General features: G+C 44.3%; 17 protein-coding genes. 5 read left to right on the forward strand and 12 right to left on the reverse strand.

The features are described 5' to 3' along the window. Position 1: 1 nt before the first annotated feature. The 4 genes from LCM20_RS02220 to cyoE all read right to left on the reverse strand — a co-directional run bounded on the left by LCM20_RS02220 (position 2) and on the right by cyoE (position 4634). Positions 2-625: a cytochrome (ubi)quinol oxidase subunit III gene (locus tag LCM20_RS02220; RefSeq protein ID WP_225193791.1), complete on the reverse strand. Its 624-nt coding sequence runs from the start codon at positions 623-625 to the stop codon at positions 2-4. Next, positions 625-2493: a cytochrome c oxidase subunit I gene (gene ctaD, locus LCM20_RS02225; protein ID WP_225193792.1), complete on the reverse strand. Its 1869-nt coding sequence runs from the start codon at positions 2491-2493 to the stop codon at positions 625-627. Before ctaD ends, LCM20_RS02220 begins: the two co-directional genes overlap by 1 nt. A gap of 37 nt (positions 2494-2530) precedes the next feature. Continuing rightward, positions 2531-3625, reverse strand: coding sequence for a cytochrome c oxidase subunit II (coxB, locus tag LCM20_RS02230; protein ID WP_225193793.1), 1095 nt, complete (start codon positions 3623-3625; stop codon positions 2531-2533). Between the two features lie 70 nt (positions 3626-3695). Further along, positions 3696-4634 carry a heme o synthase gene (cyoE, locus tag LCM20_RS02235; RefSeq protein WP_263621893.1) on the reverse strand — a complete coding sequence of 313 codons (939 nt, stop codon included), beginning with the start codon at positions 4632-4634 and terminating at the stop codon, positions 3696-3698. A 392-nt stretch (positions 4635-5026) separates the two neighbouring features. Here cyoE and LCM20_RS02240 point away from each other — a divergent pair, with 392 nt between their 5' ends. Further along, on the forward strand, positions 5027-5938 hold the full coding sequence (locus LCM20_RS02240; protein ID WP_225193794.1) for a COX15/CtaA family protein: 912 nt from the start codon (positions 5027-5029) through the stop codon (positions 5936-5938). Between the two features lie 51 nt (positions 5939-5989). Here LCM20_RS02240 and pyc read toward each other — a convergent pair whose 3' ends face one another. The 4 genes from pyc to glsA all read right to left on the reverse strand — a co-directional run bounded on the left by pyc (position 5990) and on the right by glsA (position 12016). Further along, positions 5990-9433, reverse strand: a complete 3444-nt coding sequence (pyc, locus tag LCM20_RS02245) for a pyruvate carboxylase (RefSeq protein WP_225193795.1) — start codon at positions 9431-9433, stop codon at positions 5990-5992. Then, positions 9421-10614: a putative lipid II flippase FtsW gene (ftsW, locus tag LCM20_RS02250; RefSeq protein ID WP_225193796.1), complete on the reverse strand. Its 1194-nt coding sequence runs from the start codon at positions 10612-10614 to the stop codon at positions 9421-9423. The genes pyc and ftsW overlap by 13 nt, the downstream gene beginning before the upstream one ends. Positions 10615-10722: 108 nt before the next feature. Further along, complete coding sequence (locus LCM20_RS02255; protein WP_225193797.1) at positions 10723-11004, reverse strand: YlaN family protein; 282 nt, start codon at positions 11002-11004, stop codon at positions 10723-10725. Between the two features lie 82 nt (positions 11005-11086). Next, positions 11087-12016, reverse strand: a complete 930-nt coding sequence (gene glsA, locus LCM20_RS02260; RefSeq protein WP_225193798.1) for a glutaminase A — start codon at positions 12014-12016, stop codon at positions 11087-11089. A gap of 84 nt (positions 12017-12100) precedes the next feature. Between glsA and LCM20_RS02265 the strand changes: the two genes are divergently transcribed. Both LCM20_RS02265 and LCM20_RS02270 read left to right on the forward strand, forming a co-directional pair. Further along, positions 12101-12595 carry a hypothetical protein gene (locus LCM20_RS02265; RefSeq protein WP_225193799.1) on the forward strand — a complete coding sequence of 165 codons (495 nt, stop codon included), beginning with the start codon at positions 12101-12103 and terminating at the stop codon, positions 12593-12595. A 119-nt stretch (positions 12596-12714) separates the two neighbouring features. After that, entirely contained in the window at positions 12715-13287 is a 573-nt protein-coding gene (locus LCM20_RS02270; RefSeq protein ID WP_225193800.1) for a YhcN/YlaJ family sporulation lipoprotein, read from the forward strand. Positions 13288-13314: 27 nt separating this feature from the next. Here LCM20_RS02270 and LCM20_RS02275 read toward each other — a convergent pair whose 3' ends face one another. After that, on the reverse strand, positions 13315-13599 hold the full coding sequence (locus LCM20_RS02275) for a YtxH domain-containing protein (RefSeq protein ID WP_225193801.1): 285 nt from the start codon (positions 13597-13599) through the stop codon (positions 13315-13317). A 145-nt stretch (positions 13600-13744) separates the two neighbouring features. Between LCM20_RS02275 and LCM20_RS02280 the strand changes: the two genes are divergently transcribed. Then, positions 13745-13948 carry a YlaI family protein gene (locus tag LCM20_RS02280; RefSeq protein WP_225193802.1) on the forward strand — a complete coding sequence of 68 codons (204 nt, stop codon included), beginning with the start codon at positions 13745-13747 and terminating at the stop codon, positions 13946-13948. Positions 13949-14061: 113 nt separating this feature from the next. On the opposite strand, the gene LCM20_RS02285 is transcribed toward LCM20_RS02280, so the two are convergent. After that, a complete protein-coding gene (locus LCM20_RS02285) occupies positions 14062-14439 on the reverse strand; it encodes a YlaH-like family protein (RefSeq protein WP_225193803.1) in 378 nt (125 codons plus the stop codon). A 147-nt stretch (positions 14440-14586) separates the two neighbouring features. Between LCM20_RS02285 and LCM20_RS02290 the strand changes: the two genes are divergently transcribed. Further along, positions 14587-14745 carry a hypothetical protein gene (locus tag LCM20_RS02290; RefSeq protein ID WP_225193804.1) on the forward strand — a complete coding sequence of 53 codons (159 nt, stop codon included), beginning with the start codon at positions 14587-14589 and terminating at the stop codon, positions 14743-14745. A 25-nt stretch (positions 14746-14770) separates the two neighbouring features. On the opposite strand, the gene LCM20_RS02295 is transcribed toward LCM20_RS02290, so the two are convergent. Beyond that, positions 14771-15595: an inositol monophosphatase family protein gene (locus LCM20_RS02295; protein ID WP_225193805.1), complete on the reverse strand. Its 825-nt coding sequence runs from the start codon at positions 15593-15595 to the stop codon at positions 14771-14773. A 95-nt stretch (positions 15596-15690) separates the two neighbouring features. Beyond that, on the reverse strand, positions 15691-15879 hold the full coding sequence (locus tag LCM20_RS02300; RefSeq protein ID WP_225193806.1) for a hypothetical protein: 189 nt from the start codon (positions 15877-15879) through the stop codon (positions 15691-15693). Positions 15880-16009 lie beyond the last annotated feature (130 nt).

Raw genomic sequence — 16009 nt, forward strand, 5'->3', positions numbered from 1 at the left:
GTTAACCCACCTTTCCCATGAGATAGACAACGGTAAAGATAAATACCCATACAACGTCAATGAAGTGCCAGTAAAGACTTGCGATATAGAACTTCGGTGCGTTGTAAAGGTTCAGTCCACGCTTCTGGTTACGGATCATCAGAGACGTAATCCATAATAAACCGAAGAGCACGTGACCACCGTGGAAGCCAACTAACGTATAGAAGGCTGAACCAAAGGCGGAAGATCGGAATGTGAAGCCGTATTCATGAATGTAGTGATAAAATTCATAAATTTCGAAGCCTAGGAATGCAAAACCAAGCAGCACCGTAATCCCAAGCCACATCTGCATCTTACTGAAATCGTGGTTCTTCATGTGGTACATCGCATACACACTTGTAAGAGAACTTGTAAGGAGAAGCATCGTCATAATAAAGACAAGCTCAAGACCGAACAGGTGCTCAGGAGTGTTCTCACCTTGCGTCGAGCCATTCAAAGCAAGATACGTACCGAACAAACTTGCAAATAGTACAGTTTCTCCCCCTAGGAAAAACCAGAATCCAAGGAATTTATTCTTACCTTCAAGGGTGGCTTTTTCCGGATCATGCGGAAGTTGTTTCGGATTTAGAACATCATCATGACTCATTATTTGCCAACCCCTTTCTTAATATCTCTTTCTAACTCTTCTTTATGAATGTGATGACCTAAATCATCTTTCAATGAACGAGTCAGCATTGAGCCGAGTGTGATGCCCATACCAACAAATACAGCAATCAGCCACGCACTGTCATCCACTTGATAAATGAATCCGAAACCTGCAATGAACAGGCCAAGTGACATGATAAACGGTAGAATAGAACCGTTCGGCATGTGAATGTCTCCCAGTGGTTCGGCTGCAGTCATTTCATTCTTACCATCCATTTTCTCTACCCACAACGGATCCAGACCACGTACAAGTGGCGTCTGAACAAAGTTGTAGTGTGGCGGTGGAGAAGGAATTGCCCATTCAAGGGTACGACCATTCCAAGGGTCTCTTCCACATTTAGGTTCTTTGTAAGCCGTGTAGATTACGTTAATCAGGAAGATGATGGTACCAATCGCCATCAGGAAGGCACCGATAGTACTGATCAAGTTACCTGTATTCAGTCCTTGACCGTCTAAGAATACCCAGTAACGACGTGGCATTCCCATAAGTCCAAGGAAATGCTGAATGAAGAACGTCAGGTGGAAACCGACAAAGAACGGCCAGAACGCCAGTTTACCAAGCTTTTCATTCAAAATCTTACCGAACATAACCGGCCACCAGTAATGCAGGCCAGCGAAGATACCAAATACAACTCCTCCAACAATTACGTAGTGGAAGTGACCGACAACGAAGTACGTATCATGGTACTGATAGTCGGCAGCCGCTGCTGCAAGCATAACACCTGTCATACCACCAATTGTAAATGAAGGAATAAAGGCCACGGACCATAGCATGGCTGAAGTCATACGGATTTGTCCGCCCCACATTGTAAACAGCCAGTTGAATATTTTAATACCAGTAGGAACGGCAATCGCCATCGTCGCTACCGCAAAGATTGAGTTTGCAATCGGGCCCATACCCACTGTGAACATGTGGTGTGCCCATACCATAAAGCCTAAGAAACCGATTAGAACGGTAGCGAAAACCATCGCGGAATAACCGAATAGTCGTTTCTTAGAGAATGTTGAGAAGATATCACTGAACGCACCGAATAACGGCAGGATCAGAATGTATACTTCTGGGTGACCGAAGATCCAGAATAAGTGTTCCCAGATGATAACGTTACCACCAAGTCCCACGTCAAAGAAAGCGGATCCAAACATACGGTCAAACATCATCAGGAACAGACCAACTGTAAGAGCTGGGAATGCGAATAGAATAAGCGCACTCACTACGAATGAAGACCAAGTGAATAATGGCATACGCATGTATGTCATTCCTGGTGCTCTCATGTTAACGATCGTTACAAGGAAGTTAATCCCGGCAATCAAGGTTCCTGCCCCGGATATTTGTAACCCCATGACATAATAGTCTACACCGTGTCCAGGCGATGTAGTGGATAATGGAGCATAGTTCGTCCAACCAGCATCAGGTGCTCCACCTGTAAACCATGAAACGTTCAGCATAACTCCCCCGAAGAAGAATAACCAGAACCCTAATGAGTTCAAGAATGGGAATGCAACGTCTCGTGCTCCGATTTGTAATGGAACTACGGCATTCATTAAAGCAAAGATCAACGGCATGGCCGCTAAGAATATCATGGTTGTACCGTGCATCGTAATCATTTCGTTATAAAGTCCAGCTGCCAGAAACTCATTGTCTGGTTTCATCAGCTGAATACGAATCAACATCGCTTCCAAACCACCGACCAGGAAGAAAAAACCGCCTGTGTACAAATAGAGTAGAGCAATCTTTTTGTGGTCCACAGTTGTTAAATAGTCCCATAAGGTAGCAAAGAAGCCACTTTTTTGCGCAGCTGCAGTACTCACGCTTTAACCTCCCTTTGTTCAAACCTTCTCATAAATCTTAATTTTCAGACTGTGTTGGTGCGTCTACACCCACATCACTGTGGTCGAGTTGCAACAGATATTCAGCAATTTTTTCAGCTTGATCTCTTTTTTCTTCTTTTGTAAGATCTGCGAATTGCTCCCCTTCAAATACAGCAGGCATTTTGTTACCCGGCTTGTATTCGTCAGGATTCAGAATCCAGTCTGTCAAATTCTCTTGTGTAGGATCCAGGATCCCAGCGATACGTTCGCGGTTTGCGAAGTTCGACAAGTTCGGTCCTACGCCCATTGGAGCATTACCGATTGCGTGACAGGACATACAGTTATTGTTAAATAGATCCTGTCCCTCTTGGGCTGTGCTTGTTTCTGGTTCTGCCTCTGGGTCTATGTTACGTAAATCTTCTTTAAATTGCTCAAACTTCTCTGGACTGACCGCAATCACACGGAAATCCATCAAAGAGTGAGAAGGACCACAAAGTTCAGTACAGTGCCCCCAGTAAACGCCTTCTTCATAGGCTTCTAAGTACATGGTATTGATATTTTCCCCAGGGTTCGTATCCATCTTACCTGCGATGGACGGCAGCCAGAACGAGTGAATCACATCTGTCGCTTTCATGTCTAAATAAACTCTTTCTCCTACTGGAATATAGAGCTCCTGACTTGTCGATACCTCTTCACCTTGATAATTGAAATGCCACCAATACTGGTTACCCGTTACTTCAACGGTCAGCACCCCATCATCACCTTGCGTCGACTGGTCAGCTAAATCGAATGTTGCTTGTACAGTCGGTACGGCAAGGACTAACAGAAGGATAATCGGAATAACTGTCCAAATTATCTCTAATGTTTTGTTTCCTTCAACCTGCTTCGGGACTACGTCCTCATCACCTTTTTTCTGGCGATAGCGAATCAGGACAAAGGCATAGATTGCCATAACAATAATGAAGACAAAGATCATTATTGCAATACTGATCATCATTAGATCAAATATTAAGTCCGCCCCATAGCCCTTGGGCCTTAAGGCACTCAAATTCTCTTGACCACAGCCTGATAAGATCAAGGCTAGAGTACCAAATAAAAATAAGGAACGGAATTTTCCCATCCAACCTCTCATGAGTGATACCTCTCTTTCTCTTATATCTTTATTTATTAGGAACTAGTTCACGTTTCCGTGAACTAGTACTCTAAAAAGGTAAGGGTAGCGTTACGATTACCATAGCGAAGAACATGATGGTCAAATAGTTCAATGAGAATATGAACATCCATGTCGCCCATTTGTAATCATCCTTCATGAAGAAACCAGCTATCCCTAATATGAGCCAGCCGAAGGATAAAATAAACGCAATTGTGAGAAAAACATTTCCTAGTGAGGCTAAATAAATCGGTAATGGAAGAAGGCAGGCAACATAAATCACAATCTGTCGTTTCGTCATAGCAAAGCCATGCACGACAGGAAGCATTGGGATTCCTGCAGCTTGATACTCTTCTTTTTTCTTAATAGCCAGGGCTAAAAAGTGTGGTGTCTGCCAAATAAACATCATTAAGAACAGAATAAAGGCCTCTAGTTGAAGTCCAGGGTCCACGGCTGACCAGCCGATCAGTGGTGGAACAGCACCGGAGAAGCTTCCGACTACTGTATTAATTGTGTACCTTCTCTTAGACCACATCGTGTAAAGGACGACGTAAACAAACCATCCGAACGCTCCCCAGAGAGCGGCTTCAACGGTTGTCAGCATCAAAATCAGGAAACCTGCGATCGATACGCTGATTCCAAGCGCCTTCACGAATGTCAAGGACATTGTGCCGGTTACCGTAGGTCTGTTTTGCGTACGAGACATGATCGGATCAATGTCACGGTCATACCAGTTATTTATGATACAGCCTCCTGCGATAACGAAAGCGGTTCCGAGCATTGTAAGCACAAAGGAACCCCAATGATCCGTGAAAGCTGAACCAGTAAAGTATAACGCAAGCCAAAATCCTGCGAAGGTTGTAATTAAGTTGGAATTGATAATCCCCACTTTGATCAGACTTTTAATATCAGCTAACAATGAGGACTCACGGACGGTCGATTGACCCATTAAATCCGCGGAAGCAGACTCTATTGTTCTTGGGTTATCCATCGTAATATCTTCCTCCTTCTACCTCTCTGACAAACCTGCTGGAGGTCATCTAATGTCAGTCGAGGGTCGTTTCAAGTTCAGGCACAACAACGCACCGCTTCCTCGAAACATCAAAATTATTGTATCATGGAATCTTACATCTATCTATTTTAACTCAAGAATTTTATTTATTTGTGACAACTTTGTGAAGCCTATACTTGCCTATTATCCACCATTTCAGGTCGTTTTAACAGGTTTTTTGGTGATTTCTTTATCGTCCTCTTATTTAGGCACACCTCTACAGTTCTAGCAGAGGGGGGGAGACTTTGCAACCTTTTCTGTTGATACAATGAATAAATGCTTGTGAAATGGTATGATATGGTTCGTTGTACTAAAATAAAGGAGATCAATCTATGAAGTTGTTAAAGTCACTGGCCATCCTCTCTACCGTTGGTATGTTGCTCGTACTGCTGGGTGGAGCACTCGTTACCAAAACAGAATCAGGAATGGGATGCGGAAACAGTTGGCCGCTCTGCCACGGTGAACTCGTCCCCTCTAATATCGACATGGAAATGATCATTGAACTCAGTCACCGGGTCATCTCCGGCTCTGTCGGGCTGTTGGTCCTTGCTCTGTCTGTTCTATCATGGAAGAAAATCGGAGACATACGTGAAGTGAAATTTTTAGCGTTCCTCGCCTTTTTCTTTTTACTGGCACAGGGTCTAATCGGGGCAGCTGCTGTGAAGTGGGGGCAATCTGATTTCGTGCTTGCGATGCATTTCGGAATATCGCTTGTCTCTTTTTCTGCTGTATTGTTACTCTCATTGATCATATTTGAGATCGACCGAAAGTTCGAGGCGGATTCGTTATCTATCAGGAAATCATTCCGTCACCTTCTTTACGGTCTAGCGACATACACACTTATCGTCGTCTACACAGGTGCTCTTGTCCGTCATACATACTCAAGCATGGCATGCAGCGACTGGCCATTCTGCGTCAACGACTCCCCTTTAGATGTGTCGTCATACGGATTATACCAGTGGATTCAAATGGGGCACCGATTACTGGCAGCAGGGGTGGTCATTTGGACGATCATCATGTTCATCAAAGCCTTACAAGATTATAAAGAAAGTAATCTGATGAAAAAGGGTTGGCTGATTGCCGTCATTCTCATGGCCGCTCAAGTCATGCTCGGCGCACTTGTCATTGCTACCTACGTACACCTGACATTTGCTTTACTGCACGCACTTGTCATTTCTCTTTATGTCGGTTTACTCTCCTATTTCATCCTTCTTTCGTTAAGAAGCAGAGGGAACCCTGATTAAATCCAAACATAAAAAAGCCAGGGCGGCTGCCCTGGCTTTTTCATAAAGTTCTTATTCGAATTCGATGAGTAGATCACCGACGTGAATGGCTTCATTATTTCCCACATAAATATCTTTAATCACGCCATCAAATGGAGCCTGAACCGTCGTTTCCATCTTCATCGCTTCGGTGATCATGAGATGATCACCTTTGCTCACTTTTTCACCTTTGGAAGAAATCACTTTAATGACTGTCCCAGGCATCGTGGCACCGATGTGCTTCTCATTCGCTTTATCCGCTTTAGGTCTCTGCTGCACGGCCGCCTTCACGTTTTCATCACGGATCACGACTTCACGTGACTGACCATTCAACTCAAAATAAATCGTCCTAGTTCCGTCGACTTGCGCTTCTCCAACAGACACTAGCTTCACAATAAGCGTTTTCCCCTGCTCGATCTCAACTTCGATTTCTTCTCCGAGCCTCATGCCATAGAAGAAGGTCGGCGTGTCGAGAACCGACATATCACCGTATTGCTCAGTGAACTTCTGATAGTCCATGAACACTTTTGGATAAAGGGCATAACTGATCATGTCAAAACTTGTAACAGGTCTGTTCAACTTATGGAAAAGTGTCTCTTTCAAATCTTTGAAATCAACAGGGTCCAGCAGTTCACCAGGTCTCACTTGAAGGGGTTCCCGACCTTTCAGAATGATCTGCTGCAATTCGGAAGGGAATCCGCCGTAAGGCTTACCTAAATACCCTTGGAACAACTGAATGACACTATCAGGAAAGTCCATGGATTGACCCTGCTCGTAAATATCATCTTCTGTCAAATCGTTCTGTACCATGAACAGAGCCATGTCCCCTACCACTTTCGAAGAAGGCGTAACTTTGACAAGATCACCGAACATATCATTTACACGGCGGTACATCGTTTTCACTTCGCTAAAGCGGTCGCCGAGACCTACTGCTTTAGCTTGCTGCTGTAGGTTACTATACTGACCTCCAGGCATTTCGTGGTGGTAAACCTCTGTGTGAGGCGCCCTCATACCGCTTTCGAAATCTTGATAAAAGTTACGTGTATCCTCCCAGTAATGTCCGAGCTGCTCATAAGCATCAATGTCTATGTTCGGCTTCCGTTCGCTGCCTTCAAGGGCGTAGTAAAGGCTGTTAGCACTAGGCTGGGAAGTGAGGCCAGCCATTGAGCCGGTCGCAACGTCAACGATGTCAACCCCTGCTTCCACAGCTCTTGCATAAGTAAGGATTCCATTTCCACTTGTATCGTGTGTATGCAGGTGAATGGGAATCTCCACGGTTTCTTTCAAGGCTGTTATGAGTTGGTAAGCCGCTTCTGGTTTCAAGAGACCTGCCATATCTTTAATACCAAGAATATGAGCTCCAGCATCTTCCAATTCTTTAGCTAAATTCTTATAATACTCTAGGTCATACTTAGGACGTGTTGGGTCCAGTATGTCTCCTGTATAACACATCGCCGCCTCCGCTACTTTGCCATTTTCACGAACCGCTTCGATCGTAAGTTTCATCCCTTCCACCCAGTTCAGACTGTCGAAGATGCGAAACACGTCAATTCCCGCATTCGCACTCTTTTCTACAAATTCTCGAATCAAGTTATCCGGGTAGTTCTTGTATCCTACCGCATTGGAAGCTCTCAGCAGCATTTGGAACAAAACATTAGGTGCTTTTTCTCGCATCTTCAATAACCTTGACCAAGGATCCTCATTTAGGAAGCGGTACGAAACATCGAATGTCGCGCCTCCCCACATTTCAAATGAGAATAAATCAGGAAGAAGACGGGCAGTAGGCTCCGCAATCGCCTCCAAGTCTTTCGTACGAACCCTTGTTGCGAGAAGGGATTGGTGTGCATCTCGGAACGTTGTGTCGGTCAGTAGGACTTCCGGGCGCTTCTTAACCCAGTCTGCAAGGCCATCTGGACCGAGCTCATCTAAAATCTGCTTTGTCCCGTCCGGCATCGGCTCAGAATATTTAACATAAGGAACTCTCGGTTTATTGAAGGTGGGTTTATTTCGGTTCCCATAGCCTTCAAACCCGTTAATTGTACGATCAGCAATGTAGGTCAACATCTTCGTGCCACGGTCTTTGCGTTTAGGGAAGACGAACAATTCCGGTGAACGATCAATAAACGTCGTATCATATTCTCCGTTCAGGAACTGCTTATGCTGTACAACATTTTCAAGGAAGGGAATATTCGTCTTAATTCCGCGAATACGAAATTCTTTAAGGTTACGAACCATCTTGTGAGCCGCTTGATCGAAACTCAAGGCCCATGTAGACAATTTGACAAGTAAGGAGTCGTAATAGGGTGAAATGACAGCGCCTTGGAACCCGTTTCCTGCATCCAGTCGCACACCAAAGCCTCCACCAGAACGGTAGGCCATAATTTTACCCGTGTCTGGCATAAAGTTATTGAGCGGATCCTCTGTCGTTACCCGTGATTGAATGGCATAACCATGTGTCCTGATGTCTTCCTGCTTAGGAATCGCAATCTCTTTAGAGTGAAGCGCATGCCCTTCTGCGACTTTGATTTGTGTCTGTACGATATCGACGCCTGTAATCATTTCGGTAATGGTATGCTCAACTTGAACACGTGGGTTTACCTCAATGAAATAAAACTCTTGACCTGTCACGAGGAATTCAACTGTACCCGCATTGATATAGTTCACGTTGTTCATCAGTTTTACCGCTGCTTCGCAAATGCGTTCGCGGAGACTGTCGTCCAGTGCTACGCTCGGGGCAACTTCAACGACCTTCTGGTGCCTCCTCTGAACAGAACAATCGCGCTCATAAAGGTGAACGAGGTTCCCGTCACGATCCCCAATGATTTGCACCTCTATGTGCTTCGGCTGCTCAATCAGCTTCTCCACATAGACTTCGTCACTACCAAATGCAGCGCGTGCTTCAGAACGGGCGCGGTCATAGGCCTCTTCCAGGGATTCACTGTTACGTACGACACGCATCCCACGGCCACCGCCACCCATTGCTGCTTTTATCATGAGCGGGTAGCCATTGTTTTGAGCGAAACGTCTCACCTCTTCAAGACCACTAACCGGTCCGTCACTCCCAGGGATGACCGGAATGTCAGCTGCGATGGCCTGTTCTCTTGCTTTCACCTTATCTCCGAACATATGCAGTTGTTCACTGTTCGGTCCGATAAAGATAAGTCCTTCCTCTTCACATCGCTCAGCAAAGTGGATATTCTCTGAAAGAAACCCGTACCCAGGGTGAATCGCATCAACGCCTACGCTTTTTGCAATTTCAATAATGCCTTCAATATCCAGGTAAGCATCAATCGGCTTCTTCCCTTCACCTACTAAATATGCTTCATCTGCCTTGTAGCGGTGATAGGATCCCGTGTCTTCTTGTGAGTAGACCGCCACGGTACGAATATTCAACTCTGTACACGCTCTGAACACACGGATCGCAATTTCTCCGCGGTTTGCAACAAGCACCTTGTCAATCTTCTTCAATTCTGCCATGATCTCACTCCTCGATTTGTCGTCGCTTCCTTGTCTTCATTTACAACATGCACTTCTTCTTCATCTTTCTCTTGTTCTTTCTGTTTTACATGTCTTGCTATATTGTTTAAAATCCCGACCGCTATCATTAAAATAACGAGCGATGATCCACCATAACTAACGAAAGGAAGTGTGACCCCTGTAATCGGGAGAATGCCGCTCATAGCCCCCAGGTTAATAAAAGCCTGAATACCGATCATAGACGATATACCAATAGCCATTAAAGACCCGAACGCATCCCGGCATTTGGATGATATGTAGAACCCTCTAAGGACGATTAAAGCGAGAAGTCCTATCGTTATGCCCACACCTATAAAGCCTAATTCTTCAGCGATAACCGCCATAATGAAGTCTGTATGAGGGTGAGGCAGGTATCCGAGCTTCTGAACACCCTGCCCAAGCCCTTCTCCAACGATTCCTCCCGTTCCAATAGCTACATAGGATTGGATCAAGTGATACCCATCATCATCAGGAGACTCGAAAGGTTGATAAGCACCGGAAAATCGATTCAAGCGTTCATCCGTTGCCATCTGAGAGGCACCGAGCACAATCACAATCAATGTCGCTGCGACAAGCAGCAGGATGTGCTTCCATTTAATACCCGAGCTCATAATAATCAAACTTGCAATCAAACCGATAACGGCAGCGGAACCGATGTCAGGCTGCATTATAATTAAACCGAGTATCAGAATGGTTAAAACCAACGGCGGTATGACCGCTTTACCGAAATCACTAATATATTTCTGCTTCTTCGCATATACCGAAGATAAGTATATAATCAATCCGACTTTTACAAACTCAGCCGGCTGAAAGTTCATAAACCCTAAGTTATACCAGGAAACCGCGTTGTTCACATTCGTCCCGAACACAAATAAAAATCCGAGAGATAACAACATGAAGATCACAATCGATTTCGTTAACCTCTGCCAGAACCGGTAAGGGATGGCGGAGAACACAAACATCATAATCAATCCTACTGCCAGCCACTGAATCTGTTTAATAAGAAAATGGTCGCTCTCAAGCCCCCAGACCATCGGCCCGAATACCATACTGGCACTATAAATCATAATTGTTCCGAACGCCGCAAGCGCAATAGGGGCAAATAGTAAACTGAAGTCATATGTCTTTAATTGTCGTATCATCGGTATTCACCCTACTTTTTCATATTTTCATAGACAAATGTCCTATAGCTCTCAAGATACAAAAAAACTCAAATTACAACAGGAGACGTCGCAATTTGAGTAAGTCTATCATGATTTCTGAGCAGCCTCATGTAAGACGTTTAGTTGTTTTTCTAAGTTATCAAGAAGTTCCTTGCCTTCTTCCTCACTGATGAGATTCAAACGTACGGCAAAATGAATCTCACGGGATAACCCGAACATCTGTGTATCTAAAACTTCTTCATAAAGTGGACACTGAGGCATGGTCAAGTTGTCCATCTGAACTTTAATCAATCGTAAAATTTTGTCAGCGTCAGCTTTTAGAAGGGCATAGGCCTTTTCTCGATGATCCACAGCCACATCAGATAACATCAAAATCCCCTCCATTTACAATCTATCTCTTTTCATATTATCGTCTGGAGCGAAAAAATGCAACAAACGTTAGAGGATTCGATTAAAAAATTGACAAGTCGTACCGGTTAGACAAGAGCTCCAATAATTTGAGTCCTACGACGCTGTTTCCCTTATCATCGAGGCTCGGTCCATAGACCGCAATTCCTCCGAAATCGTTCAAGGATGCAAGGACCGATCCGGACACCCCACTCTTTGCCGGGATTCCAACTTTTATGGCGAATGATCCAGAGGCATCGTACATCCCACACGTAACCATGAAAGTTTTGCAAATTCGGGCAAGGTGCTTTGGAATAATCCGTCGCCCTGACTCCAAATCACGGCCTCCATTCGCAAGTAATGCACCGATGCGCGCAAGCTGACAGACGTTCAGCTCAATGGCACATTGTTTCGTATAAGCATCCAACGCCTCTTCCACACTTCCAGTCACAATTCTGTGCTGCTTCATATAAAAAAGAAGCGAACGATTCAGGAATGAAGTCTCAAACTCGGACGATGCGACTTCCTCATTGTATCGAATGGAATGGTCATCCGTTAGATCGTGGACAAAGCTGAGGAGCCTCCCGACCTTCTCATCCGGCGTATCACCATGAATCATGTTCGTGACAGCGAGCGCTCCGGCATTAATCATTGGATTCAACGGTTTACCTGGTGTTTTCTCAAGCCGGTAAATGGAATGAAACGGATCTCCCGTCGGCTCCATGCCGACACGTTCGAATACATACTCCTCGCCATTGTCCATCAGAGCAAGTGCGAGCGCAATCACTTTCGAGATACTCTGCAACGTGAAGGTCGCTTCTGTGTATCCTGCTTCTACCGATTCTCCATTTACATAATGAATGGCAACCGCCAGTTCTTCCGGGTTTTGTCTTGAGAGAGCCGGAATATAGTTGGCAACTTGACCGTCGTGAGCATACGGTCGTACATTCTCAAGCCAGTCTTCTAATATGTTTTGTGTAATATCCTTTTTCAAAAGCTTCGCCTCCTTGTAATGAAATCGAATTCATTTTTTGCTATCATGGAAGGGGTTGATCATAATTGGAAAGGTGGCTCCACCATGATTGTACAAATCGCCGGAAACGTAAATTTCCCGATTACATTAGATCCGACCGTCTGGATATTCGACGATCGAAAAGTTACATTTAAAGAAGTCTTTGAACCAGAAAGTGTAGAAACATCTGCAGAAGAGGAAGACGAATTGAAGCGCCAATCGTTACGCTTCGATCGTGAAGTCTATCAACAGAAGCTCAATCCTCCTGTCAATAAAAGCATTAACCGTTACGAGAAACAGCGCATCGTGAACGGAACATTCCTTATGCCAATTAAGCCGTTCCTTCATACGAGCGAGCCAAAGAACGACGTCACAAAAGCAAAACTCGTTTCTGATGAAGGAGAACATATTGTTGATGCTGACCAACTAGCTGACTCATACTTATTATTTGCTGAAGACGGGAAACCACTTAAAGAAGATGGACCCGTACATGTATACTTCAACGATGGGTCAAATCGTAAAGAACCCATCAAAGGAATCAAACGCATTGAATTACAATAAACCCTGCAAGGGACAGCCATTATCCGGCTGTCCTTTTTACATATTATGACCACCGCATGCACACACTATGAGCACGAATCAAACGCCAAAAAAGGCAAATAAGAAAAGTGGTGCAACCGATGAGAATAATGGTAATCCTGACAGGGCTATTGCTTCTTGCAGCCTGTCAGAATAATGAAGAATCGTTGCTTAGGGAACGGCAGGCCGACTCCGACTTGAAATACGTTACAGATTCTGACCCTGTTAAACGAGAGACATTATCCAATCAACAAGTTGCGAAAAGGCTCGCTCAAACCGCTGTAGAAGTACCTGATGTACACGATGCAACAGCGGTGGTCCTAGGTAAATATGTCGCTGTCGGTATCGATGTGGACAAGGACTTGGACCGTTCAAGAGTAGGCGTCATTAAATTTTCTGTTGCGGAGGCCTTGAAGCATGACCCTTACGGCAAGCAAGCGGTAGTCGTTGCTGATGCTGATGGATTCGAACGCATTCGGGGGCTCGGACGAAAGATTGCTGAAGGACACCCTGTCCAGGCAGTGACCGAGGAATTAAGTCAAATCGTCGGTCGTTATATGCCGGAAGGTCCAATCAACGAACGTTCCCAATCGGAATCGAATGAACAATCCATTCCTAAGAAAGACCAAGAAAAACTTCACAAGATTGAAGAAAATCAGTCCAAAGACAGATGATAAAAAACAGCTAAATCCAAATTGGATTTAGCTGTTGCTTTTTTCAAGAATTTCTCTTTCCTTCTCCGTCAATTCATTATAGTACTGAACACCGAATTGAGATCCCTCAGATACCATGTCTGCATTATCCAGATTCGATACTTCAGGTTTTCCAGCCTCTTCTACAGGCATATCTGCTTTCGTGTTCAAGCTGTCCTGCAGACTCTTGGCTTTGTCGACGACTTTTCCTCTCTTCTCTTCATCTTTCATAAAATAGGCAATTGCGCCACCCGCAACCGCACCAACAGCAGTAACTAACCAACGTTTTCTCAAAATCATCACCCTTTCCTAAAAACTTCTATACTCATGTTTCCCGCTCCGATATGAAATGAAACGTGGAAACTTCATCTAATTTCAAGAGTTTGAAAAATGTGTTATACTGTTACATAAATGATTGTATAACATTGAGGTGAAAGTCATGCGCGTTCAATGTGTCATCTGTGATACTATCGAAAAAATAGACAGCTATTGCTTACAGGCTAAGCGTCTTCGAAACAGACGCATCAATACGTTCATGTGCGGGACATGCCATGAGCGAATTGCAGAAAATACCAAAAAACGTCTAGATTCAGGACAATTCAAGTTCCACCGTGAACGAAAAAAAGAAAAACATTTACCGTAAAGAAAGGGCAGCAACCGCTGCCCTTTTTCTGTACTCTCAGATTGTGAGCAGCTTTCATCAATGTTCACCGAAACAAAAAAAGCTCTGCTGGCTAAAACAGCAAAGCTCTTTTCTCATGATTGTTGACTTTCTCGTCCGCTCCGTTCTCTGTGTAAGCGTAAGCGGTATATTCCTAGTATCACTGCCGCAACAGCAATACTCTCTGGAAGCGGTAAATTCAACCCTAATATCAAGGTTAACAAAAATGTACCGATAATCAAGACGGAATACACGACGACCGCCTTTAACATAGGTAGTTTACGCGCAAAACCGAGTTTGAATGTGATAATCGTCAATACGACAGTAGTCAAATATAATAACATGAATGAACGAAACAGGATGGCTACCTCGTCTTCGTTATTCAAATTCACTTCACTCCCGAGACCACGGAAGAAGAAGTCCGCTACAGGCCATAAATCGGTTGGCACTGGCAATGTGGACATATCCTGCATGACGCTCCTCCTTACAAATACCTCTCCCCATATCATACAAGATAATAGGAAAAGAAACCACCCATGGAGGGATTTTCATATTTCCTGTAACTTCGATATAATGCAAGTAGAATAGAGGTGATCATGATGAAGTACACGCCAGTACGTATGGCATTCTTAGCTTTTCTTGTTATATTCTCATTCATACTTTGCGCATTCGCTCTCGGACAGGAAGTGTTCTGGCTGGCCGGCGCATTATTTTTACTAGGATTCGTGTTTATGGGATATGGTCTGAAATTGAAGCGCTCCGCTACTCAATCAGCCTAACCTCCGTAAGAGAAAAAGCGGCCGTTTATGAACGGTCGCTTTTTGCTTTCAAGTTTACATATTCATCAGCTATTTCATTGTGTATGTTGGTCCGGCTGGCGAGTACTGTTGACTTCTCCAACAGGTTTAGTGGTTCCTTGTTCGCTTGAGTCACGAGACCTCCGACTTCATGAACCAGAATGGCTCCTCCAGCAAAATCCCATGGCATGAGCGTCATCGTCAAGTACCCGTCCAGAATCCCCTCAGCAACAAAGGCAAACTCAAGAGCAGCTGAACCATACGTTCTTGTACTTCTTAAGGTTTTCACCAATTCATGCACGCCTTGATGTTCAATATGAGGATTCTCAGGTAACATCCATGTTGTGTTCAACGCCAATATCGATTGGTTTAACGGACGTTGTTGGTTTAATGAAGGAAGTTTCACGTCATTTTTGTAAGCTCCTTCGCCCCGCTTAGCCGAATAGAGCGTATCTTCCATGACGTTGTAAATAAGTCCGATTTCACCGATTCCATCTACATAGATACCGATGGATATGGCAAAATTGCGTTTCTGGTGTACAAAGTTCATTGTCCCATCAATCGGATCTACAATCCAGATAGTCCCGTCCAGATTCTCCAGTTCATCCCCGAACCCTTCTTCGCCTAGTAAATAATGTTCCGGATAGGTTGTCTTGATTTTATCAGCAAAAAACTGCTCGGTCCGCTGATCCATTTCCGTAACGAGGTCATTCGGGTTCGACTTCGTTTCAATTGAACGTGGAGCATCGATGTTTTCGCGGATGTATTCCCCTGCTTCCAATATCCAAGATGCTGCCTGATCATAGATTTCATTTCTCAACTGATTATCCATCGACGACTTCTCCTTTTTTTCAACTTACTTTACATCGTATCAAAACCTGCTTAAAAAAGACAAAAAAACACGAGCAACTTTATTGTTACTCGTGTTTAAACCGACCATTCAATTAATTGCTTACGTAATGCCGAGAGCTTTCGTTTTGCTTTCATCATCTGAGCCTGGTCCCCAGCAAGCATGGCATCGTGTAAGGTCACTAATTCGTAATCGATTTCCATACGGATCACCGGGAGCTTCTCTTCTGCTTCTCGTTTACGTAAAGCTTCCATGACATGTTTCATGGTCAATCCCTCCCTTTCAAATCCTTACTGTATATATATGTGTTCTACGCGGCAAAAGTTTCTATAAGATTACTTATATTTAACCCAATTTGTAAACGTTCAAACGCAGAGAACACATTGCTTATACAGC

This window comes from Halobacillus litoralis (assembly GCF_020171725.1).
GTDB lineage: Bacteria > Bacillota > Bacilli > Bacillales > Halobacillaceae > Halobacillus > Halobacillus litoralis_F.